The organism is Mesorhizobium sp. M0145 (assembly GCF_040322355.1).
In the GTDB taxonomy this organism is placed as follows: Bacteria; Pseudomonadota; Alphaproteobacteria; order Rhizobiales; family Rhizobiaceae; genus Mesorhizobium.
Genome location: NZ_JAMYTK010000001.1, coordinates 691,878 through 714,987 on the forward strand (window position 1 = coordinate 691,878; position 23,110 = coordinate 714,987).

At 56.7% G+C, this 23,110-nt stretch carries 18 protein-coding genes; 10 read left to right on the plus strand and 8 right to left on the minus strand.

The features are described 5' to 3' along the window. Window positions 1-277 precede the first annotated feature (277 nt). Window positions 278-1,669 (plus strand): UDP-N-acetylmuramoyl-tripeptide--D-alanyl-D-alanine ligase, encoded by a 1,392-nt coding sequence (locus tag NKJ28_RS03490; protein WP_352570596.1) that lies wholly within the window; start codon window positions 278-280, stop codon window positions 1,667-1,669. A gap of 373 nt (window positions 1,670-2,042) precedes the next feature. On the opposite strand, the gene NKJ28_RS03495 is transcribed toward NKJ28_RS03490, so the two are convergent. The 5 genes from NKJ28_RS03495 to NKJ28_RS03515 form a co-directional block, all read right to left on the minus strand. Further along, window positions 2,043-3,248 carry a TadE/TadG family type IV pilus assembly protein gene (locus tag NKJ28_RS03495; RefSeq protein ID WP_352574895.1) on the minus strand — a complete coding sequence of 402 codons (1,206 nt, stop codon included), beginning with the start codon at window positions 3,246-3,248 and terminating at the stop codon, window positions 2,043-2,045. Window positions 3,249-3,423: 175 nt separating this feature from the next. Next, window positions 3,424-3,849 (minus strand): hypothetical protein, encoded by a 426-nt coding sequence (locus NKJ28_RS03500; protein ID WP_352451186.1) that lies wholly within the window; start codon window positions 3,847-3,849, stop codon window positions 3,424-3,426. Between the two features lie 720 nt (window positions 3,850-4,569). After that, entirely contained in the window at window positions 4,570-6,876 is a 2,307-nt protein-coding gene (locus NKJ28_RS03505; RefSeq protein ID WP_352634075.1) for a CapA family protein, read from the minus strand. Between the two features lie 311 nt (window positions 6,877-7,187). Then, the gene (locus NKJ28_RS03510) at window positions 7,188-7,652 is read right to left on the minus strand and encodes a hypothetical protein (protein WP_352457629.1); all 465 of its coding nucleotides are present in this window, start codon (window positions 7,650-7,652) and stop codon (window positions 7,188-7,190) included. 46 nt (window positions 7,653-7,698) lie between these two features. After that, complete coding sequence (locus NKJ28_RS03515) at window positions 7,699-9,849, minus strand: ATP-grasp domain-containing protein (RefSeq protein ID WP_352574890.1); 2,151 nt, start codon at window positions 9,847-9,849, stop codon at window positions 7,699-7,701. A gap of 585 nt (window positions 9,850-10,434) precedes the next feature. Between NKJ28_RS03515 and NKJ28_RS03520 the strand changes: the two genes are divergently transcribed. Genes NKJ28_RS03520 through NKJ28_RS03530 form a run of 3 tightly spaced genes read left to right on the plus strand, consistent with a single transcriptional unit; the run spans window position 10,435 to window position 15,104 of the window. After that, the gene (locus tag NKJ28_RS03520) at window positions 10,435-12,078 is read left to right on the plus strand and encodes a hypothetical protein (protein WP_352634077.1); all 1,644 of its coding nucleotides are present in this window, start codon (window positions 10,435-10,437) and stop codon (window positions 12,076-12,078) included. A 60-nt stretch (window positions 12,079-12,138) separates the two neighbouring features. Beyond that, window positions 12,139-13,782 carry an ATP-binding cassette domain-containing protein gene (locus tag NKJ28_RS03525; protein WP_352634326.1) on the plus strand — a complete coding sequence of 548 codons (1,644 nt, stop codon included), beginning with the start codon at window positions 12,139-12,141 and terminating at the stop codon, window positions 13,780-13,782. Then, window positions 13,779-15,104 carry an HlyD family type I secretion periplasmic adaptor subunit gene (locus tag NKJ28_RS03530; protein WP_352618839.1) on the plus strand — a complete coding sequence of 442 codons (1,326 nt, stop codon included), beginning with the start codon at window positions 13,779-13,781 and terminating at the stop codon, window positions 15,102-15,104. Before NKJ28_RS03525 ends, NKJ28_RS03530 begins: the two co-directional genes overlap by 4 nt. Window positions 15,105-15,171: 67 nt before the next feature. Here NKJ28_RS03530 and NKJ28_RS03535 read toward each other — a convergent pair whose 3' ends face one another. Continuing rightward, window positions 15,172-15,312 carry a hypothetical protein gene (locus NKJ28_RS03535; RefSeq protein ID WP_352589768.1) on the minus strand — a complete coding sequence of 47 codons (141 nt, stop codon included), beginning with the start codon at window positions 15,310-15,312 and terminating at the stop codon, window positions 15,172-15,174. 183 nt (window positions 15,313-15,495) lie between these two features. On the opposite strand from NKJ28_RS03535, the gene NKJ28_RS03540 reads away from it, so the two are divergent. Continuing rightward, window positions 15,496-16,593, plus strand: a complete 1,098-nt coding sequence (locus NKJ28_RS03540; protein ID WP_352570606.1) for a cupin-like domain-containing protein — start codon at window positions 15,496-15,498, stop codon at window positions 16,591-16,593. A gap of 116 nt (window positions 16,594-16,709) precedes the next feature. After that, on the plus strand, window positions 16,710-16,982 hold the full coding sequence (locus tag NKJ28_RS32975) for a beta-barrel domain-containing protein (RefSeq protein WP_502898218.1): 273 nt from the start codon (window positions 16,710-16,712) through the stop codon (window positions 16,980-16,982). A 378-nt stretch (window positions 16,983-17,360) separates the two neighbouring features. On the opposite strand, the gene NKJ28_RS03545 is transcribed toward NKJ28_RS32975, so the two are convergent. Next, window positions 17,361-17,735, minus strand: coding sequence for a site-specific integrase (locus NKJ28_RS03545; protein WP_352589771.1), 375 nt, complete (start codon window positions 17,733-17,735; stop codon window positions 17,361-17,363). 196 nt (window positions 17,736-17,931) lie between these two features. Here NKJ28_RS03545 and dctP point away from each other — a divergent pair, with 196 nt between their 5' ends. From dctP to NKJ28_RS03560, 3 genes are read left to right on the plus strand one after another with little or no spacing between them, the layout of a single operon-like run. Further along, window positions 17,932-19,218 (plus strand): TRAP transporter substrate-binding protein DctP, encoded by a 1,287-nt coding sequence (dctP, locus tag NKJ28_RS03550; protein WP_352634080.1) that lies wholly within the window; start codon window positions 17,932-17,934, stop codon window positions 19,216-19,218. 58 nt (window positions 19,219-19,276) lie between these two features. Continuing rightward, window positions 19,277-20,377: a TRAP transporter small permease subunit gene (locus NKJ28_RS03555; protein ID WP_031212033.1), complete on the plus strand. Its 1,101-nt coding sequence runs from the start codon at window positions 19,277-19,279 to the stop codon at window positions 20,375-20,377. Window positions 20,378-20,380: 3 nt separating this feature from the next. Continuing rightward, a complete protein-coding gene (locus NKJ28_RS03560; protein WP_023677869.1) occupies window positions 20,381-21,751 on the plus strand; it encodes a TRAP transporter large permease in 1,371 nt (456 codons plus the stop codon). Window positions 21,752-21,919: 168 nt separating this feature from the next. On the opposite strand, the gene NKJ28_RS03565 is transcribed toward NKJ28_RS03560, so the two are convergent. Further along, window positions 21,920-22,042: a hypothetical protein gene (locus NKJ28_RS03565; protein WP_352570610.1), complete on the minus strand. Its 123-nt coding sequence runs from the start codon at window positions 22,040-22,042 to the stop codon at window positions 21,920-21,922. A gap of 71 nt (window positions 22,043-22,113) precedes the next feature. On the opposite strand from NKJ28_RS03565, the gene NKJ28_RS03570 reads away from it, so the two are divergent. Next, window positions 22,114-23,109 carry a hypothetical protein gene (locus NKJ28_RS03570; RefSeq protein ID WP_352634328.1) on the plus strand — a complete coding sequence of 332 codons (996 nt, stop codon included), beginning with the start codon at window positions 22,114-22,116 and terminating at the stop codon, window positions 23,107-23,109. The last annotated feature ends 1 nt before the right edge of the window (window position 23,110 follow it).

Here is a 23,110-nt window from a genome sequence, read left to right on the forward strand (position 1 = left end):
CGTTCGAACAGATGGTTTCGCTCATCCAAGATCGTGATCGGTCCCAACCAGACGATCTCAAAAGTGATTGCGGATGTGGTCGTTAAAGTAGCGGGCTTGGCGAAGGCCGCTTTGAACCCGGCAAAGGTCTCAGGTGGTACCCGGAACCATTGCACATTGAGCGGAATTGGCTGAAAGTGATCGAACCACAGGACAGGGATGTCGGACGGCCACCTATTCAAGGTGGCCGGGGCGCGGGTTAACGTGATTCGGGTCGATCGGCAGGACAGGGGGAGAAATGCACCCTTGGACGAAGGCTGAGCTTGCGGAGATCACCGGAGGCATATGGGAAGGCGAGTTGCCGGAAGCCTGGACGACCGACTGCATAGCCTTCTGCGACGCACTGATCGGCCCCGGCGCGCTCGTCATCCCGCGCGTTGGCACCTACCGTTACGGAGTACACCCCAGGAAGATCAGGCGCTTCAGGCGACAGGGGCTCGCGCTCCTCGCGGACCGAGAGTACCGGCCCAACTTCGAAGGCTTGCCGTTGCTCCGGGTGGCTTCGGTCCGCGTCGCCATGAAGTATCTCGCCGAGCGAGCGCGGTCTGCTTACGGCGGACGCCTGATCGCGGTTGGCGGCAGCGTCGGCAAGACGAGCACCACGGCGATGATCAACGTCATTCTCACCGCAGCTGGTTATCCACCTTTTCCGGGCGAAAACTTCAATACCGTCTCCGGCGTGCTCGGCCTGATCGCCAACCTTCCCCCTGATGGCATCCACGCTGTCGAGGTGTCGATTGGCTTTTTTCGGCGGCTCCTTGAGGTATCTGCGCTCAAGCCGCATGTCGCTCTTATCACGACGATCGGCGACGCCCATCTCGAAGAGTACGGCTCGCGTGAGGCCATCGCCAAGTTGAAAGCCCGCCTGTACGATGTCGCTGAGGGCGGCACTGCGATCATGCCTCGGGATTCCGAGCATTTCGAATATCTCCGAGCCCGCGCGCTGTCGTTCGGGGCGAAGGTCGTGTCCTTCGGTGGACATGCTAAGGCCGACTACCGGCTCGTGGACTATTCGCACGAAGATCAACTGGTGCGTGCGGTCCTGAAGGGCCGGGATTTCGCCTACAAGCTAGGTAATCCAGGGCGGCACATGGCAGTCAACAGCCTCAGCGCGCTGGCGGCTGTCGATTCGCTCGGCCTTGATCTGGGAGCTGCGACCAATGCGCTCGGGGAGGTGCAGGCCATCCACGGACGTGGCGAAGTCATACGCATCGCCCTCGCGTCCGGCGAGATCCATGTCGTCGATGAGGCCTACAACGCGAATCCGACATCGGTGGCCGCCGTGCTGGCGGCACTCGCTGAGGGGAAGCGCGCAAGTGGGGGCCGAAAGCTTGCCCTTCTTGGCGACATGCGGGAACTCGGGCCACGATCGGCCGAATTTCACGCCGGTCTGGCGGAACCCGTTCTCGCGGCCGATCTGGATATGGTGATCACGGTTGGGACGCAGATGACATATCTCCGTCGTGCCCTGCCGGAGTACCTCCTCGGCCCACACTTCGCGACAGCAGACGATGTGTTGCCCGAGCTCGCCACTATCCTGCGCGCGAAGGACCGCCTTCTTGTGAAAGCTTCGAATGCCATGGGTCTGCATGAAGTTGTAACTCGCTTGCGCCGGCAATTTGGACGCTAGTCCGCCGCGATATAGCATCGGTGTTTGAGGAGTGCCCGAAACGTTGAGATTCGTCGAATTTCGCTGTTTTTTTGGACCAAAGCAGAAAAATTGACCGGAGATCAGCTCCGCCCATGACTGGTTCCACTACCAAACAGTCTCAGGCACTTGGCGGAAAATTGTGCTTCGCCGCCTGATTCGATCTGTGCTGCCTCCGGGTGACCAGGGTAGCGCCGGCTGGACGCCGCCAACCGAAGAGCTGCGCACAGTCATGCCCGCTCGGTCATTTCGGCCATGCATATAACGGCAGCCGCCGGGAATGGTTGGTTGGTCCGAGCCCAATGCAGCAACAACAAAGATTAGCCCTGTGCCGAGCACTGACATCAGTATTGCTTCAGCGAAGGAGCACTATTCCTAAGTCTCCAAGGCCTTTCGGCGGAGTCGCACCATACCAGTCCAGGGCCACACTCGAGTTGCCACTATAGAAAAATTGCCACGCAACAATCCAACCTGAGTTGGCAGTCGACTTCAGGTCTGTTGTCCCTCTCATCCGAAAACGATGATGGGGCAGGTAGATAGCCCCTTCAATTAAGTAGTTTTTGTTTCCGGACAATGAGACCGTGGGCACAGAGGGCGTAACTGTGCGTGACCCGAAGATAGCGATGCCAGCGTAAATGCCACTCGTGGGAGCCGAAATCCTTACGCCACCTTTGCCTGCTGACTGAATAATGCTTGACTCGGAGTCAACGAATATCGTGACTTCGTCGCCCGAGAGATTCACATGGCTGCCGATGCTCACTGTTGCGTTCTGAAAATAGTGAACTCCGGGAGAAAGAACGACATTTCCATCGAGGTCAATGTTTCCACAGAACACCCGGCCGGCCGGAATGGTAACATCGGTCAGCATCTGATCACTGTAGTCGCAGCCGTTCGGTGGAACGGGCTGCGGTAGATCGACAAGGGGGTCTGCAAGTTCGGGTTGGTTGGTTTTCGGGATGATGGTGTAACCGCCGCCTTGGTAATTGCCCACTATAGAGATTTTTCTGGCGACAATCTTTCCGGTTCCAACGTGCCTCAGTGCCCTTGGACTGGAGGAATTCACTTGGATACCGCAGTTTGGCACCGAAAGCCCCCCGGAACCCATTACCGTCAGCGCTCCATTTGAGGCAGGATCGAGGACATAGAAGCAATAATCCGGCGCGGCTTTTCGGGCCGTTGCCGCCGCGTGAAGGTTAATGCTCCGAATTCCAGCAAGACTCATGAAAGCGGTTGGCATTCCAGCTGAGATTTCAACCGCCGCCTCTCGCGTCCCAGCAGAAGGAGTGGTGATGCTCACCCCAACGACAGCGCCGGTCACGAAGGAGCCATTGGCCAGCGCCCAATTCTTCGCGGCCTGGACGGCTGCTTCGTTTCCTCCATCGCTCTCGACAGCAACAAGAGCCGCCGAATCGGCTATCTCCTGCAGCTTGGATCTCCAGGAAGCGGCGTTGGTAAAGTCAATGCTAAGGCCGAGGGCCAAGCCCAGTGGCACCACCATTAAGGCCATCGCGACGGCAAAGTTCCCCCGTTTTTCGGGCGGCAGATCTTTCAGTCTCCGCATCCAGAAGCCCTCTCTTAAGAGCAACTTAGACCGAAGATGGTTTAGAATTTACTAAATTAGAACAACAAAACGCAGCGGCAATTCACGCTCGGCAAAAAGGCGATGCAAGCTGTCTCGCTGCTCATTGAGCTGAGTGAAACGCGGCAGACCTTGAAGTCAGCGATGTGCTAATTCTTTACTTAAGGCCGAAGACTTGCTGAGCCTGGTCAGACTGCAACAAGTCGCGTGCCGAATGTCCGACACCCGGCAAAATCACGAGACGCCAATTGAAAGGCCACCCGTTAGCGGTCGCGACAGCTTGCGCCAGCTCAAAAGTGAACTGCCCCCGATCCAAACGCGTCTCTCCTTGGCGCATAGCAGCTGCGCTTTCGTTTAGATCGACATCGCCAGTGTCGTCTTCTCCAAGATAGATTGTTAGAGGCAAAGCCAGATAGGCCTTCAACTCCTGAGAGGCTTGATCCGGCGTATAGACGCAACCCGAGGAGAGACATCCCAGCCCGTAGGCTGCCGCCTCTGCTAGCGAGGGCAATACGTAGGTCGACGGATTGGCTACGACCACTCTCTTGGCATCCGACAAGGCAAATGCTGCAACACGCGACATGAATTGACCTCCCGCCGAGTGCCCAAAAAGGTAATACTGCGCAGTCGGCAGCCCCTCTCGGGCCCTCGCCCAGTTTACCAAGCCCTTCACGTACCAGACAGTCCACCTGTCCCGAGGTTGAATTGTGCCCGAGTTGACAATGCCTCCCCGCTGATAGCTCCAGCCTGGGAACCTTTCCAGGTCGAAAAGCGGCGCCATAACTATCAGGCAATTTCGATCCGCAAGAGGCTGCGCGTAGTCTCGGTAGGATTCGGCGGTTCGGCTTAGTCCATGGAACACGAACAGGATCGATGGATTGGCACAGTTCTTCGGATGATAGGTGTATACCGTCAACTTTATGCCGTTAATAGTTGCTGAGGTCGTACCTTTGCCGACCTTCCAGGCAAGTACTTGGCCTGAATACGTCAGACTACAGCCTAAGACGACTGCCCCTAACAGACGGATTAGAAATCGCACCTGTCGCTCCCATGGACGATCCCGCAGGGATGACATATCCCATTAGCGGCAGCTAAACAAATCAAAACCGGCTGAGCAGTAAAGAGTCCGTTCCTCCACGTCTGGTCCTCGCAATGTTCGCAAGCGACGCCTCCGCGGCACCTCAGCGTCCTGCGTGACAGGGTATCGGCTCCTTGTTTTGTCGGCACGTATCGCTCGCGCCGCCATTGCGATCGAGGAACCCAGTGCAAATCCGCGTACGGCATACGCATGAGCTTCGGAGCCTCACGCCAGTGCAGGGATGGCCAATCTAAGGCATCTGTCTTGAACGGCTACGACAACATCGGCGAGTCCAGGCGACAACGCCAGCAACCGATCGATTGTCGCGCGACCGGCTGCTCCTCCCATTATCTTTGGTTGGTAGTCGAGGCGCGGATCTCTGTTTTGAGCGTAAACTGGATAAATATCTAAACGGATCTGCTTCGCACCAAAGTGGAAGCAAGGCAGAATGGACTCCCCTTTGCTGTTTCCGGACCCAAATGCAAAATTGCCGACACTGTATAATATCGGCCGACCATTATAAATCTCGATCGGCTGAAGGATGTGGGGATGATGGCCGATGACTGCGTCCGCACCCAGGTCGATAAATAGCCGTGCTTTCATGCGGTCTTGCTCGGTAGGTTGGCGCTGGTATGGCAAACCCCAATGTACCATCACGGCGATCCGATCGACCAGTGGACGAAGTTGGGCCAGATCACGCTCGACGAATTCGGGCACATCTTGTGCGGAGCCTGGAAGTTCGCCACGAGCCGCTGTTCGACGGTTCCAGTAATATCCGAGAAGTCCGATGCGGATATCTGCGCCATCAAAAATCGCCGGGTGGTAAGCAGAGCTCTGGTTCCTACCACCACCGTACGGTTGGATATACTGTCGCTCTAACGTGGCTAGCGTCTCAACCACGCCACCCCGACCGCAGTCTTGAATGTGGTTATTCGCGACAGTCATGGCAGCGAAGCCTGCACGACGTAAGACAGAGGCTGACTTGGGGTCCACTTTGTATGAGTAGTTCCGAGTGGTACCTGCTTTCTCAGAGATGGTGGAGAACGGCCCCTCAAGGTTTCCCGTTATCAAAGCGCAGCGTCTAAAGATCGGCCTGACCCAGGCGAAGGCATAGTCTGGGCCAAACCTGCGGATACGATGACGCATCCGCATCCCGGTCATCACATCTCCGACCGCCGCCAAATGGTACGGAGCGCTGGCGGACGAAGAGAGGAACTGTTCAAGTTGGTCCGGGTCGATGAGATCGATGTCATCCGGAATTATGACCTCTGAAAACTTCTCGCGAATTTTTACAACATGGCGCCGGACTTCTTCCGATTCACTGAGGCGGTAGAGGGGTGGCTGAACGGAGGGTGCCAACAATGTCTCAACCGCTGAAGAACTAAAGCCGATCCCACGTTTCTCAAAAACGCTTCGGATCAGTGTTTCGTAACGGCTGCTGAATCTCATTCGGTCTGCATGAAGCAAACACGAGGCAAAGTTCTCCGGAAGTGACCTGAGGGCACGCGTTCGAATTCCGGAAGGAGCATACGGGCTATCAGAAAGTCGTCCCAGCGCCAAAAGGGCAGCTACAACTAACGAAATACAAGTAAGTTCGTCTCCCGGAAAAGCCTTGTGTAGGTCCCACATTGTCGCCGCTATGACTTGCGCGACCAGCGCCTCCGGCTGTGGCAACTCGGCGTCGTCCATACGCGAATCATTGGCAAGAGTATCCGATGGTACGAACTCGGCATCATGACGGAGGTGCCAACACCATACGTAGGGAGTCGACAGCATCGCGGCCGCAAAGTATGCGCTCAAGGCGTACTCAAGGGGACCAGGCCTACTGAAACTGGCGCGCGGTGCATGCAGCCTGTCAGCTTGGATGTCAGCGGTATGGCGCACAACGTGAAACCCGAATGCCTGATATATGAAACTGGCATTGTGCGAGGGGTCGCACAGATAAGCACCGCCTGAAATTCGTGGAAGCCACCCTTCCGCTGTGACTGCACGCCCCGGGCCGAACAGCAATTCCCCACAGAGGGGGATCGAAAAATCATCGAGATTTTCGATTCTTGCTGGATATCGGTATTTGGTCCCTTTGACCGGCACCAACCTAAGCAGATCCCCGTTAACTCCCCCTTGTTTCGGCTGGTGCGCATTAACGATCGCTCTGACCTTCGGCAACGGGCCCTCGCCGAGTGAACGCAGCACTTCGTTCACTCGATGAGCTATCAAGGAGACGTGGTAGTAGACGTTGACCTGGCCGAAGCGTGCCGCGGCCTCACAACCTTCCTGTTCACCAAGAATTCCGCCGCCGAAAGGCTTGAAAACATAGTTACCTTGCTTGTCGGGCAGTGCTTCGCCCATCTCACCCGTGGGCCAGTGAACATCCGTGGCTGGATGACCGATTACGTCCACGTACCGCCCACGCAGCCCTTGCCTCCCCGTGTTTTGGCAAAGATAAGGCAGTTCGACCTCGGTTGAATGCACCCGGCCGCCAGTAAAATCTGAATCGCAACGCTCCCAGACGTAAACAGATCCAGTCGCCATCTTTTTCCCCAAAGCTACTGCTTCTTCTGCGAACGCTGAGACGCAAGAATTCACAAGTCTTGCGCTCCGCAATCCTGCGAACCTTTCGCCGACGGGTGCTGAAATTGATCGAAAGGACATGCCGTCGGTTGCCCTGAGGCCAACTCTCTACAGGGCGTGGAGATTGTCCTTCAACATGCTCTGAGGCCGCATTTTCGCTCCATGGTGGGAAGCTGGATCCGAGTCTGCAGCCCAGCTTCCGGCAGCGTTTTGGCCTCAATTCGCCTGCCCCTGATGGGGGCTACACAAATCAATCTCCTGACGAGGCACATCTATCCGATGCTTGCGACCGGCTTTTTCTTCTCTCCGCTTATTCGAACTGCCTTACTGAGGCCGCCTGCTGAACCGTTATTCTCACCCGATCCAGCGAGCTCTTGCCGAGCGCTCTCCAATGCCTTCGCCGCAGATCCCTCCTTAATCACCTTAAGTTCTTCCGCGACCATATTTGATTTTATGAGACGCCACTTGTCGAGGGAGGCGGCGCGCACGAAGCCGTAAGCCGATGGCATACGGACCATCAGCCAGCCTAGCTTCAACAATTCCTCCGTGAAGCCTCTCACGAACGCCGCCCCGCCGACACGCCGTCCAGTCAGGCGCCTGAATGTCTTGTACGACATTCTTGCACGGGTTCGCGGCTGTCCCGCTTTGTTTGTGGTGCGTTTCAAAGTCAAAGCAACGAGTGTCGCCGCATCACTTAGCGAAACACTCGGTGTTGCAATCGGCGAAACAGTGTTCATAACCTTACTCTCCTTAGCTTGAGCAGAATCGATAAACTCATCACTGCTATCGAACGTCGTTCGTCTCGGGCCGAACTGAAGGAAACGGGGCCACTTCATCGAACCAGCCATCCTTTTTTGCCAAATACGACATTGCCATTGCGTGCATGGCAGACCTTATTTGCTGTGGCCGCGACTGAGACATAGATGCGAGGGGTTCCGCGGCTAGCTCACCAGATCTCGACAAAAGCGCCATTTTGGCACCCGATCCGTCAGTGCTCCATCTCAAAGTTAGAACCAAACCACCACTCTGTAGGTGCCGACGTAGGTCGGTATCAGTATCAGGCTCGGAACTGACCAATATTAGTCGTGTGGTCGGCAAGGTCGACAGCGCACGGCGGGGCCATTCATCTTCGCTGTTGACAATGAAATAGCCCTGGTTTCCGCACTGCAACACTCGCTGAGCGAGATCTTCGAGAACTGTACCATTGTCTGCATCCGTTCGAGTCATCGAGACCGCACGGCAAGCACCCAGACAAAGACCGCTCGCCCAAAGTCTGTCCGGAGAGGCTGCATAAACCAGGGCTTCCAGGAACGGGTCTCTGGCCAGCATTTGCGGGGTTGTCCGCCGCCCAAATTCCTGGGGTACAGTGTTGATGTAAGCGCCTCTTTTCGACAAGAGACCAACTCTTCGCCCTTCCGCCTGGAACCGATGATCGATTGCTGTCGCCACCGCACCAGTGTGTCGATCGCCGATGACGAGTACGGTGGCAATTTCCGAAGAGCCGGGCTCACTGTACATATTGGCCAGGATTATCTCACTCACATCTCTCGAGGTCCCCGCTCGCGGCCAAAGATGAAACTCGATCCCCGGCCGTGCATTTACCTCGATGACAGTACACCCGACCTCTTTGTATGATCTTGCAATATCGGGCATGATGAGATCTATCCCGGCAATGTTAAGGCCGATGACTCTCACGATGCGCTCGCACAGTTGCCTGTTATCTGGATGAACGGAGTTTGTAACATCGACCGGGACGCCTCCACGGGCGAGGTGGCCGGTAGGCCGGAGAACCAAAGGCTGCCCGGAAATTGGGACGGACTCCAGCGTAAGACGACGCAAGGCTAGGTGCCGTAGCAGCTCATCGTCAATCTCTACAGGAGAAAGACGTCTCCCGTCTCTGTCGGGTTCTCGGTTCAAATCATGAATCAGGTCAACTATCGTTTTTTCACCGTCGCCAACGACTTGGGGCGGGCAACACATGACCGCCGCCACGAGATGATAGTCAACGACTGTCGCTCGAAATTCCGGGCCGGCGATGAACTGCTCAACCAAGACGCCAAACCGCTCTGACTGAGTGACGTCGTGCGCTATATCGAATGCAGCCTCAACTGCACGGCGTCCCCGCAGTTTAACCGAGACTCCCCGCCCCTGATTTCCCTGAACCGGTTTGACCACGACGGTCTTACCCAGCTGTTTGGCGGCAGCGACGGCCTCAGGTTTGGTGCGAACGGTAATCTGACGGGGTACTGGGATCCCCGCTTGCGCCAAAAGTCTGTTGCCCAGCCTTTTGTCCAAGGCCACCTTCGCCGACGCAAACGATGTAGAACCCGATATCGTCGAGAACAGCTGCTTCTGGTGCTTGCCTTGGCCAAGGCGAAGGTGGTTACGGGCAATGAATTCGAACGGGATGTGATTTCTCTTAGCTGCAGCTACAAGCACAGCGGTCGAATTTGAAAGACGTCGTCTCTTCGCCCTTTCCAGGTTTAGCTCCCGAGTCTGAGCGTATTTCGCTGCCCCGTCCTCGCCTCGCGCCGCCTCACCAATCGCGTCAACGACAGCCGAAGCAGCCGCGCGCGACATCTGCGGGTCATCCGACTCCCAAACGATTGCAAGATGGCTTTCGGACGGATCGCCTATTAGCGACGCCGTCGGCGAAAACGAATAGAAATTCATCGCGCGGCGAAGCTCAAGATCAGCGGACAGGATTGCGTCGGCAATGTAGCGAGGGACCAAAGCGTTTTGTGCACAACCGGGAAACATTTCGGACAGCGCTGAGCGAGCCAGCGCAGTAAAATCGGAGATGCAAGAAACCGCTAGCCGCCCGATATTCAGGGTTAATTTGACCACCGTGTTCGTGCTATGCACGTTAAGTCCCGATAGCACCTTAAAACTGACAATCTCAATTTGTCCAAACTCTTCAGATAGGCTGACCATAACCCCACTTTTGACCCCGGATGTTCACGCTCCGCCTGCTTTTCGACCGTCTCCCACAATACAGACTTCCTGACCACGCTTCCGCTGCAGCCACTTCAAATGCATCTCGAAACGGGCATCGCATCGATGGGCATGAGCGGCTTCGGCAAGACCCGATGTGAAGGGGCGAAGATGTGGCGCATTCCACCACATTTAAGCACGCTTTATCTCTGATCCCCCGCGTTCAGCCTAAACGCTACGGCCGCAGCATCCGGAAGTCGCGTTCTTATTCTCTTGAAAGACCAGTGGATTTCCCGCCGGCCTGATCCGGACAATGCAGCTGGATGGTATGTGGCCTCGCGGGGAGATGTCGTCATGCATTCGAATGGCAGAGATCCAGACATTATAGTGTTAATAGCCGTTAAAAGTCGTCAGCTTGGGTATGTATTTTGGGCATCTAATGCTATTTATCTAATCATATTTATCCAATCATATTGGTTATTGGATAATCGATTGCAAACGGAGAGGAGTATAGAAAAGGGCTTAATCTTATACATAGAACAGAAAAGACTTCTAAATGCCATCCAAATGTAAGTTGGGGGGTTCATGTCCGTTTCAAGAATTAAGCGCGGGCGCCTGAAGAGAGCTAAACGAGCATTCGCCACCCGCCGGGTCGCCGCATCTCACATGCGCACACTCGTTACCGGACCTATACAGCCCGTCGCTGGCGATCTTGTTTTGGCGCGCGTTGATGAACTCGGCAATCACAGCAGACTGGAGCTCATCTGCGGGCGAAAGGCGATCATGTTTCGCGGAGATGAGATAATCCTCTGTTATGGAAACAGGTACGCTCCTGACCAGTTCGAGGCGGTAATAGGCCCCGATCTGGGGCCGTGCGACTTGGTAGCGGGGGGCGGCATCGCGGCATGTGAGCTTTCCAGGCATGCTCGCATGCTGGCGCCAACCAAGATCACCCCGCTCGGCCTGATTGGCGACAAGTTCGGCCGCCGGCTAAACGTGTGGGATTACAAGGTCAGCTCAGACGATTTACCCCCTTCTCTGCCGATTGTTCTGTCGCTTGGGACGTCAATGAACGCCGGCAAGACATTGACGGCAACGTCATTGGTCCGAGGGTTCAAAAAGGCGGGACTGAAGGTCGCGGCACTGAAAATTACAGGAACTGGCTCGGGTGGCGACACCTGGATTGTGCGGGATGCCGGAGCCGACATCGTTCTTGATTTCACAGATGCCGGATTTGCAACGACGTATTTAGCCCCGGTAGAGTTGATTGAGAAGGGTGCTTTCCGCCTACTGAACCATGCCGCTGAAAATGGATGTGACGTCGCTGTTATTGAGATTGCCGATGGGCTGCAGCAGAAGGAAACTTCCGAGCTAATTCTGGCTGAATCTTTTCGGAGCATGGCTCTTGGCGCGATTTTCGCTTCCTATGACGCGATGGGAGCAAAGTATGGAGTTGATACCCTCCGCGCTGCTGGCCACAAGGTACTTGCAATTAGTGGCAGGATCGGCCGATCGCCGCTCGGTGTGAGGGAGGCTGAAGAAGCCACTGGCCTGCATGTCTATTCCCCATGGGAGCTCCAGGATGGGGCACTCAGCCCCGTTCTAAAGGCTCGCGCTTCTGAAAAACTGGCTAACGGACAGGGCAATAATCCATATCTACGGCGTATTGCTGATTCCCCAAATCCAATGACGGCACTCGACCAAGGTCGAGCCTACTCTTCCCAGCTGCGAATTGATTTTTTGGGGAAGCTTGCGCACGAACTGATTCAGGCAGAGTTGGGAGAAACACCTGGTCCGGGAAGGCCTGCCAGTGACAGCAGGGCGACATGGCCCAGTCCCTTTGGGAGCGTCTCGGTCACCTTACCCGAGTTGCTGTCGCAAAGCTCGAACCCCGCGTTTATGTCGATCCAGGCGCCCGCTGAGTTGATAGAAGCGGCAGTGCTGGCAAAAACCCGTGGAGCCCTCAAGTCATCTCTGGGCAGCCTGGTCCAAGCCCTCGGGTGCCCTCCCCTGTCCGCCACCCAAATGTACAACCTCGTGAGCGGAGCTTGGTCGATGTTCGAGGCAGTTGATCACGATGAACGCCTTTGGGCAGCAAATCGGCTTCAGCCAAATGTTCTTGCGGGACCTGCTTTGAGCCCTCATGACGATTTGGATGGGATGATCATGAATTTCTCGGGAATTTTCAACGAGGACCCCGACCAGCATGCCCCGCTTGGACGGGCGTGAAAGACGGTGTCCTTGCTGAGAACACGAGGTAGGCGGCGGTACAGCGCCCCCCTCAGCGAAATGTGGCGAAGGTCGATACCTGGCCTTGCTGCGGTTGTGGGTTTTGGTGTCTGTATCAATGCGCTCCGATTTGCTGGGCCGCTTTATTTTATACAAATATTCGACCGGGTCATTTCCAGCCGCAGCGTGGAAACCCTCGTTATTCTGACCTTGGCCGCCTTGCTCGCTCTGGTAACCGGCGTCGTGCTGGAAGCCATTCGTCGTCGTATGCTTTCCCGCTGGAGCGTTTGGATCGAGCACCACTTGACCAGCCAGTCCGTGAAAGCCGGATTGACGGCAGGCGTCCCCAATCCGCCGCTTCTGACCAGCATCGAGAAAGTCTCCAGCTTTGTTGAGCGAGGGCTAGCTGCTTGGCTGGACGTGGTCTGGGCTCCCGTTTTCCTGTTATGTGTATACTTGATCCATCCTGTTCTCGGCCTGATCGCGTTGGCAGGCATGGCTTTGCTGACAGGTATGAGCCTGCTCAAAGAAAAGATCACACAAGAGCCCCGCCAAGCTGAACGTGAAGCTGCCAAGCAGGCGAAAGAGATATTGATTTCAGCGGAAAGGCACAAAGACGTAGTCGGCGCCTTCGCAATGGCCGACGCGATCGCCGGTCGCTGGGGTAGGAACAGAGTAGATGGCTTTTTGCAGCGGGAGCGGCTTAATGCCAGAGGATCGAGCCTTGATGCAGCGATCCGGGCGCTGAACCGTTGCGTTTACATAGTTCTATTGGCATCGGGCATCTGGCTGTTCCTGAACGATTCGGCGTCCCTCGGAGGCGTATTTGCAGCCCGGCTCATTGCCAGATTTGCTTACAGAATGGTGGAAAAGGCAGTTCGGGAGCTCAGAAGCCTCAGGGAAGCGCGGGAGGGATACTCTCAGATCAAGGCGGAGCTTGCCAAACCGTTGGACGTAGAGCCGTCTCTGCTTCCTGGAACGCCGCAAGGCTCGTTAGTTCTCGATCAAGTTACATTCAGGCATGCTGGATCGCGAGCAGACGTATTTAGGAAACTGTCGCTTTCTCTGGCTCCTGGGGAATTGCTGCTGGTCATAGGACGTGCAGCCACCGGCAAGACGACGCTTTCTCGTCTTCTCATTGGTTTGCTCAAGCCCCGCACCGGTCAGATCCGCTTGGGAGACATGGACATAACCAGGCTTCCGGATAATGTTAGAGTTGGAGGCATCGGCTATTTACCTCAGCATGTTGAACTTTTTGAGGGAACCGTCGCGGAAAATATTGCACGTTTTCAACAAAGTTCTATCGATGACGTGGTTTCCGCAGCAAAAATAGCCGGAATACACGAAGTTATCATTCGTCTGGGCCAGGGTTATGACACTTTGCTTAACGACTCGGTCGGCCTGTCCGGGAGTGAACGGAAGCGAGTAGCCCTTGCCCGCGCGCTCTTTCGCGCGCCGAGACTTATTGTCTTGGACGAGCCATTCGCCAATTTGGACGCTGCCTCGAAGAAGACCCTCGAGTCGGCGGTTAGGCTTATGAAGGATGCGGGAAGCTCGGTAATTGTCACCATATCCGGACAGACCAACCGTCTTGCCGGATTAGTTGATAGGTCGCTGATCCTAGGAAGTCGATCGCCCGAGCTCACCGGAGGTTCCGTTCGTCCCGTTGCTTTCGGGAAAACTGAATTGCGGAGCGTTAAGTGATAGCTTCGCTCGCCCTTGGCACCAAACACCCCGGTACCCAGCGAGCCGAAGATCCGCCGCCGTTTGGTAGGCGTTTAGTGATCTCTGGTTTCGCGATTGTCGCTGCCTTCTCGACCCTGACCGGCATGTGGCTTGTCGCGGCACCTATCCAGGGTGCGGTCTTGGCCACCGGGGTGGTGAATGTCGCGTCAAACGTAAAGACAGTTCAGCACCTCGAAGGCGGCATCATATCAGAGATATTGGCTCAAGAAGGAGATCGCGTGTCGCCAGGCCAGGTGTTGATACGATTGCAAAACACCGCTTCGGCGGCTGCTGCAAATGAAATCAAGGCGCAGTGGTACGAGGCGAAGGCTACGGAAGCGCGCTTGGTCGCGGAAAGAGATGGAAAGGACTCGATCGAAATTCCGCCTGAATTGAAAGCGTCCGGCAAATTGGCAGCGGATGCTGTTTCCGGGCAGGAGAGTGTCTTTCGGACACGTCAAAACCTCTTCAGAGAGCAGCTCTCCCTGCTGCAGCAAGCAACCGGAAGCATGGCGAAGGAGATAGAGGGTTTTGAAGGGCAAGTGGTAGCGGCTACCCGGAAGCTCGAGCTGATCGAGGAGCAATTAGGTGATGTGCGCAGCCTGTACGAAAGGAAGTTGGTAGTCAGGACGCGCCTTGTAGATTTGGAAAGAGAAAAGGCGGACGTGGGAGGTGCCCTAAGCGGGTATGTAGCGTCGATCGGCGCGACCCAGCAAAAGATGGAGGAGACGAAATTCAAGATTGCCGAACTTAGCGCCTCGACGACGGCCGATATCGTCGAGACACTAGGAGAAACCCGCGCCAAAATATACGAATACGAGCAGCGAATGGCCGCTGCTGATGACGTGGCGACGCGTACCGAGATACGTGCTCCTATCGGAGGCACCATAGTGGGACTTAAGGTCCACACGAACGGAGGGGTCGTAACGGCGGGAGAGCCGCTGATGGACATCGTCCCTCAGGAGGATAGCTTCGTTGTTGTGGCAAACGTTGACCCCCTCGACGTCGATCAGGTGAAAGTGGGGCTGCACGCGACGGTGTGGCTTAGCGCTGTGAACAGACGTTACCAGCAACCGATGAGCGGTGACGTTCGCACTCTTTCAGCTGACCGGCTAATTGACCCTCGGACCGGTCAGGCTTTTTATTCAGTCCGAATTGTTCTGAGGCCGGAGTCTTTGAAGCCTGGAGCATTGCAAGCTGGAATGGGCACACAGGTCATGATCGAAACTGGAGCGAGGTCAGCATGGGAGTATCTCAGCGCGCCGGTCTATGCCGCTATGGGACGTGCTCTTCGTGAATAAAGAGAACGAGCAATAGACAAAGACTTTTACGCTCCCGTTCAAGTATAATTGGGGCGAGTATCGAGTATTATGTCTTCTCCCAGATTCGCGGCCACCAGTCGACGCGTCGCCGCCGCTCGGCCCTGTCGACGCCGCGCATGCGCAGGCCGAACTCGACATTCTCGCGCACGGTGAGGAATGGAAACAGCGCCAAGCTCTGCCAGGCCATCGGCGTATCCCGCTGCCAGTTGACGGCTTTCGTCGATCAGCACGGCCATTGAACACCAAGTGTCTGGATCGCTGCCATTCGAATGCACGACGACATTGCTCCCGACAGCCACATATCATCCAACTGAAACGCAATTTGTATTTCATTTCTTTGATTAAGGTCATCTCAATAAGGGTGGAAACCATGGCCAGCAACGCCAAACTCGCTGAATCAGCTCGCGAAACGCCAAAGCTTAACATGAAACCGATCGAGGAGATTGACAGCAAGCAAATCTCCACGGCAATCCGACAAAATCGGCCGTTTGTTGTTCGAGGCTGGGTTGCAGCCTCCGACGGTTGGGGATTGGATGACCCCAAATGGGCGCGGCATACCGGGCAGGTTACGGTGGTTCCAGGGGACGAGACCACGGTTTCCACTGCATCCTATGTCTTACGCAAGAGCGGGATGACACACGAAATGACCTTCCGTGAGTTGTTCGAGCGGATCCTAGGCCAGGGGGAATGGCAACCACTGATCGATGCAAACGAGCGCTACTACATGTTTGGTGGGAAAGTCCCGAGCAGTCTTCTGGAGGCATTGCCTTGGCCAAGCGACCTGGAGTTCGTTGGCTCGTCTCCCTATGTTGCTTCCGAAGGGGTTACCGCCAAGGCGCATTATGATCATTGGTACGCATTCCTGGTGCAGCTACACGGGACAAAAGCCGTAAAAATGTTCCCCCCTTGGGATTATAGTTTCATCTATCCGCAGCATGAAAAGACGGCCGACAAGCCCAGGCGGGCGCTTGTGGATTTGAATAATCCCGATTTTGACCAGTTCCCGTTGTTGAATCAACTGCATGGAGAGATTGCCGTACTGAATGCAGGTGACGTTTTGTATATGCCGGTCGATTGGTGGCATGAGGTTGAAACCGAGGGATTCTCTGTCAGCATCAACCGGCGTTTGAGACGGAGTGCGCTGGACTGGGCCGGCGCTCTGCTTGTATTCGGCTACCAGGTCCTGCAAGGCGCATACCGTTACGGCATCGAACCGATCCCCACCGACGAAATTAAGACTCTGGCCCAGCATGCCTATGTTGAGTGGAAGAGCGACACCGGCAAAACCGAATACGATCAATGGTGCGCATTCCTGGCGCAGTTGGGGCGGGACCAAGCAAAGGCGTTGCGGATCCCCGAAGATCTCGGAGTCCTCATGGCGCGGTGGTTTCAGACCGAGCAAGACCTAACGAAGGCAGAGTTTGAAGCGCTCTCGCATCCCGCGGTTGGACTACCTGTTCGGCAGTGACCTGCATCCCGGATTTCTGACCATTCTGAGCTGGAATTTTCCACTGAGTTGAAGTTTTCGGAGGTGCAGATCGCCTTCATCCTGCGACAAGCTGAGGAGGGGACGGCGGTTACGCGATGGTTTGGCTGAGCGCTGTGAGCAGACGTTACCAGCAAGCGATGAGCGGCGACATTCGCACTCTTTCAGCTGACCAACTGATTGATCCTCGGACCGGTCAAACTTTCTATTCAGTTCGAATTGTTCCGAGACCGGAGTCTTTGAAAGCAGCGCCTGTAGCATTGCAAGCTGGGATGGGCACGCAAGTCATGATCGAAACTGGAGCGAGGTCAGCATGGGAGTATCTCAGCGCTCCTGTCTACGCCGCTATGGGTCGCGCCCTTCGTGGATAAAGGGACGGGCAAAAAGAATTTGGAGCTCAAGTTAAAGTATAATTTGGGCGAATATAATGTCTTATTCCAGAATTCGCGGGACTAGAAGAGAGCTAAACGTGAATTCTCTACCCGCCGGGTCGCGGCATTTCACATGCGCACACTTGTCACCGGACCCATACAGCCCGTTTCTGGCGATCTTGTTTTGGCGCGCGGAAACACCGCTTACGATTTTCCTTGCTATAGTGCTTCATATGGCGCGCCGGCAAGCGGACTCTGCTCACCGGCAGCAACGCAGCTTGAATTGGCAGCTCGACGAGTGTGGGGAAAGGCGGTAGCGCTCTACCGACTCGACCCCCCGAACACGTTTGATGCCGCTAATCCTTGCCGCTCATCAGCTCAGAAAGTAGGCGCCTGCTGGGAAGGACGGGCCAGGCGCGAAGCCTCGTTTGATTCCCTCGCGACCGCCCAGCTTCGAGCATCCAACGTGAGATTGCTTCCTGTTGCTGTCGCAGGTGATCGCTTCAGCAGCTTGTTGCGCGTGATGTAGCCTGCGTTAACCCCCGGGATCGAGTGGTTCATCAGAAGATGGACGTCCAACTCCGCAACGCCTGCAGCCTGGGCGATTGTCCGGAAAGTCTGCCGCAGGTCATTCCCCCATTTCGACAGATCGCTGCGTTTCTCCTTGTGCTCGATGACGTGACCGCGTTCGCTCTCTGCTGGGAATAGCCAGTCACGCGATTGCTCGGGGTAGAGAGCCCTACCGATGCGCATCACTCGAACCAGGCAGCGGACGCAGACCAGGACCATGGAGTGCAGTCACCCGGCCAATGTTTCGGCTTGAGAAGCAGGGACGGAAGCCGCACCGAGCTTCGTATAAGCCGAAGGAACGCCGCGTTGACTAGCCGATAACCCACTAAAACCGTGGATTTATTGAAACCGCACGAGCATATTACGGGTCGGGCGCGCAGTGGTTGAAAATGCTTGCGTCGCGCTATGTTATTTGCATGCTGCGCCGTTTCTTTCTCTGTCGTTCGTGGCGCTGGCATGCTCTGATCCCTCAAAAAGGATGTGTCATTGGTTTTCAGTTTTTGAGACCGGCGGTGGGCCTATCGTTTGCCGAACAGGGAGGAAGACAATGGACGGAGAATCGCATTCCAAATCAAGGCGAAGCTTTCTGAAGTCGAGCGGACTTGTCGCCGGGCTGACGGCGACGGCGGTTACCGCTCCCTGGGTTCGAAGGGCAGGAGCCGCTGACACAATCATCTGGAAAATTCAAACCTCGTGGCCGGCTGGCGTCGGACTTGAAACTTTCCAGAGCTGGTGTGGGACCATCAAGGAAAAGACTGGAGGCCAACTCGAATTTCAGCCGTTCAAGGCAAAGGACATCGTTGGTGACTTCGAACTCCTCGACGGGGTGAAGAACGGCGTTCTGGAAGCGATGAACTCGTTTTCACTTTACTGGGCCGGTAAGCTTCCCGCTGCGGCGTTCCTCTCCTCTTACACGATGGGGCTACGCTATCCGCACGAATGGGACATCTTTTTCTATTCGAAAGGTGGTCTGCAGGCCGCGCGCGACCTTTATGCGAAACAAGGTCTTTACTACGTCAACCGCATTCATCACGGCCCGAACATCATCCACTCAAAGACACCGATCCGCTCGATCGAGGATTTCAGAGACCTGAAGCTGCGCGTGCCTGGCGGCATGATCGCCGAGACATTCGCAAAAGCCGGCGCCAAGACGACGCTGCTGCCGGGCGGCGAGGTGTTCTCCGCGCTGGAGAAAGGCACGATCGATGCAGCCGACTACACTGGGCCGGCGGTAAACTGGGCGCTCGGGTTCCAGCAGGTGACCAAGTACATTTCCATGGGCCCAGCCGGTCTGATGTCCGTATACCAGCCCGTCGACCTGATGGACTTTGCCGTCAACATGAATGTCTGGAACCAACTCCCGGACAACCTCAAGAAGTTCGTGGAAGACGAAATCCAAGTCTATTCCAATGTCCATTTCGGGGCCATCCAGAAGGCCGACATGGAGGCCTGGCAGAAATTCCTGGATGCCGGCATTGAAATCAATCGGCTTGGACCGGAGGACCTCCAGAAGTTCCAGGAAATCGCGGTGCCAATCTGGTTCGAGTGGGCCAACAAGGATAAGGACGCGGCGCGCATCTTCAAACTGCAGCTTGAGGTGATGGAGAACCCGACCGTCGGTTACGTGACGCCGGACATGTATCAGGGATTGTCGATCGACCTCTGAGGCTCTCCGCGCCCGTCCTGTCCGGGCGGGCGCACTCTCCTGCAAGAGGCAGTCGCCGATGCCCTCACTCACATTTGTGCTGCCGCACTGGCTATACTGGTCAAGCCTCGTGCTTTTCCCGCTCGTTGCGGTCTTCCTTGTCCATCGCGAGCGGGCACAGCGCGATGCCGGCCGTCCAAATCTCTTTCTTGCTTACCTGTTCCTGGTCACTGCAGGCTTCCTCGGCATGCACCGGTTTTATCTGAAGAGCAGGTGGGGATTCATTTTTATCCCGCTGTTCATTGCAGTGCTTTGGACGAGCGCCCAGGTACGCGACGGACGTGAGGCAGTGTCGCTCGCGCGATCCCTGAGCGAACACGCCGAAAGGCTGTTGCCGCGTGCCAAGGCAGATGTAGCAGCCAGCAAAGAAGGCGCTGCCGATCGCCTGGCGAAAGCTGAGGCAGACGCCACGGTGGCGCGCGATAATCTGAGCGCCGCCGCCCATGGGCTCGAGCGCGCCAACAGCATTGGCCGAATTGCCGGACTCCTGCTTGGTCTCGCTCTCGCAGGCGACGCCCTTCTAATACCCGGTCTTGTGCGGCGCACCCGCACCCGTGAGATCGCGCGCGCCGCGGCCGACCATCCGCTCGTAGTCGATGTGCCAGCCACGCCCGTCAAGCAACCGCTCGCGTTGTTCCAGCCGGTCGACTGGCTGGTACGCGTGACGGGCGAGTTCGTCGCGTATTGGTCGGTTCTCGCAGTGGTGGCGTACTACTACGAAGTGGTGGCCCGTTTTGTTTTCAACTCACCGACCAACTGGGTACATGAAAGCATGTTTCTTATGTTCGGCATCCAGTACATGCTGGCAGGCGCCTATGCCTACCGTGACGAAACGCATGTCAGGGTAGACATCGTCTACAGCCATCTCTCCGAACGCGGTCGTGCTGTCTGCGACATCATCACCTCGGCCTTCTTCTTCTTGTTCACCGGCACCATGCTGGTCACAGGATGGCGATTTGCGAGCGATGCCACGGCGGTTGGCGAACGCTCATTCACCGAATGGGGCATCCAATACTGGCCGGTAAAGCTCGCGATCCCCATCGGGGCAGCGCTCCTGTTGCTTCAGGGCCTATCCCGGCTGATGCGAGACATCGCCACTGCATTTGGAAGGATCGGCTGAGCGATGGGCCTCGAGCTTCCGATCCTGTGGCTCAGCATATTGATGTTCGGGGGTCTGGGCGTACTTTTGCTGCTCGGATTACCGATGGCCTTTTGCACCGGCAGCCTTGCCGTGCTTTTCCTCTTTCTGTTCGGCAATTCGGCCATGCTGAACATGCTGCCGTCTCGGGTCTTCCCGTTCATGACGGATTATCAGCTCTCGGCGGTGCCGCTTTTCATCTTCATGGCCGCGATTCTCGAGAAGGCGGGCATCATCGAGGAGCTGTTCGATGTCGTCTACAAATGGCTGGGCGGACTCAAAGGCGGGCTCGCATCGGCCACGGTGATCTCCTGCACTCTGCTGGCCGCGATGGTCGGTGTCGTCGGGGCGACGGAAGTGACGATGGGCATGATCGCGCTCCCGGCCATGCTGCGCCGCAACTACGACGCCAAGCTTGCCTGCGGCTCGCTTCTTGCTGGCGGGACCCTTGGCATTCTCATACCCCCTTCCGTCATGGCGATCGTCTATGCCGTCGTGGCGCAGCAGTCGCTGGGCGAGCTTTTGATCGGGTCGGTATTTCCCGGGCTGCTGCTGTCCGGGATGTATGTCGCCTACGTGACGGCGCGCTGTTACATCGACCCCAAACTCGGCCCGGCGTTGCCGCCGAACGAGCGCATTGACTTCGCCCAAAAACTCAAGCTTTTGCGCCGGACGTTCATGCCGATACTGCTGATCCTGCTTGTGCTCGGGGTCATCTTCATGGGCATTGCCACGCCGGTCGAAGCCGCCGGCATCGGTACGTTCGGGGCTTTCATCGTCTGCGCCGCACATCGGCGCCTGACCTGGGACACGATCCGGGAGGCCTGTGTCGCGACGCTCAAGGCCACGGCGATGGTCATGTGGATATTCTTCGGCGCCACCATGTTCGTCGGTTTCTTCATCCTGAAAGGTGGGCAGAACTTCGTAGCCGAATCGATACTCGGAACAGGCTTGGCGCCTTACGGCGTTCTTGTTCTGATGATGATCATTCTGTTCGTCCTGGGCATGTTTCTGGACTGGGTGGGCATTCTCCTTCTCACCGTACCGATATTTCTGCCCATCCTAAAGACACTCGAATTCGGCGGCACGTTTGGGCTAGCCGGTGTGGCTCCTGAAGACGTGCCACTGTGGTATGGTGTCATTTTCATGGTCAACATGCAGATGGCGTTCCTTAGCCCGCCTTTCGGCTATTCGCTGTTCTATCTGAAGAGCGTTGCGCCGCCGGAGATCTCGATGGCGACGATCTTTCGATCCGCAGTCCCCTTCTTGTGCCTGCAGGCGATCGGAGTGGGACTGTGCATCGTGTTCCCCTCAATCGTCGTCTGGCTCCCGAAGGTCATGTACGGAGGCAATTGACCACATTTGCGGCTTGCCGACACCGAGGATCAGTCGAATTTGATAGCTTTTCGCTTGAACGGCGTCACCTTTTTGCCTTCCTTTGCGCGTCGTCATGAGATCGCTTCTTGAAACAATCCTGGCTGCGAGTGCGGGTGTATCGCACTCGACCAGTCTTGGTTATCTCGCCTACGCCGCCCCGGGAATGCCGCGCCATCTGTCCTTGCCGAGATGGCCAAGGAACCCGCCGCCGATCAGATCGTTTCGCGATAGATCAACCGGACGAGGAGAGACATGCTCGAAATTCTGCATGCTCACAATCGCGGGACACCGAACACGGGCCGGCTCTGCCAGTTCGGGGCTTGGCGCGATGCTGCGTGACGATGCTGCGTGACGTCGACTATGTCCTGCAAAAACTCGACTGGATGCGCGGCGAAGGCATCTGGCCCAACGGCTTGCGATATCTGTGGACCGATGCATTCGGGGTCGTGCTCTACGTCTCGCTTTATGCGGAAACTGGCGAAGAGCGCTGGCTGGGCGAAGCCGAGCGGCTGGTGGCCGATGTCGAGCGTGTGCTCGGCCGCCGGCGCGGACTGAGGATCGGCGAAGCGGCCGATCGCGACGGCCAGTATTTCCACTATCTGGCGATGTGGCTGTTCGCCCTGGCGCGTCTCGGCGATCTGAAGCCGGAATACCGCAAGCGCGGCATTACGCTGGCGCGGGACATTCACCCGGCGTTTGTGGTCCCCGGCCGCGGCGTGATCTGGAAGATGCAGGAGGATTTGAGCGGTCCTTACCCCGGCTACGGCCTCGGCAGCATGGATGCCTATGACGGCTACGTCTCTTACCGAATGCTCGACGACGAGGAACTGGCGCCCGAGATCGCGCAGATGCGTGACCTGATGGAGCGCGATTGGCGCAGCCTCGACATCGACCAGGACCTCGGCCTCGGCATGATGCTGTGGCTCGCCCATTTCTTTCCCGACGAGCCGTGGGCCGAGGCCCAGACGAGGCGTTCGCTGCGAACCCTGGAAACGATGTGGGTCGACCCGCCCGGTTATTTCAGCCGCGCGCCATGGCTGCGCGATACCAAGTTCGCCTTCACCAATTACGGCGTTTCGCTCGGCCTGCAGGCCGCCGGTATCTGGCCGGGGCGTGTCGATAGGCTGAACGCCTTCTTCGAGGACTGGCGCTCCGGCGACGAATACGACCGCGAGGCGATCACCTGGGTGATGGCCTGCACCTCGCACCTTCCCGGTGCTTTTCTGACCCGGGGTGGCGAGAGAACGATTGAAAGCGACGAACCTGGGGAACGTTCCTCAGCCGGCGCGGTTGTCGATGAAAGTGCATCGAAAAGCAAAAGCAAGGAACGCGGTTGAA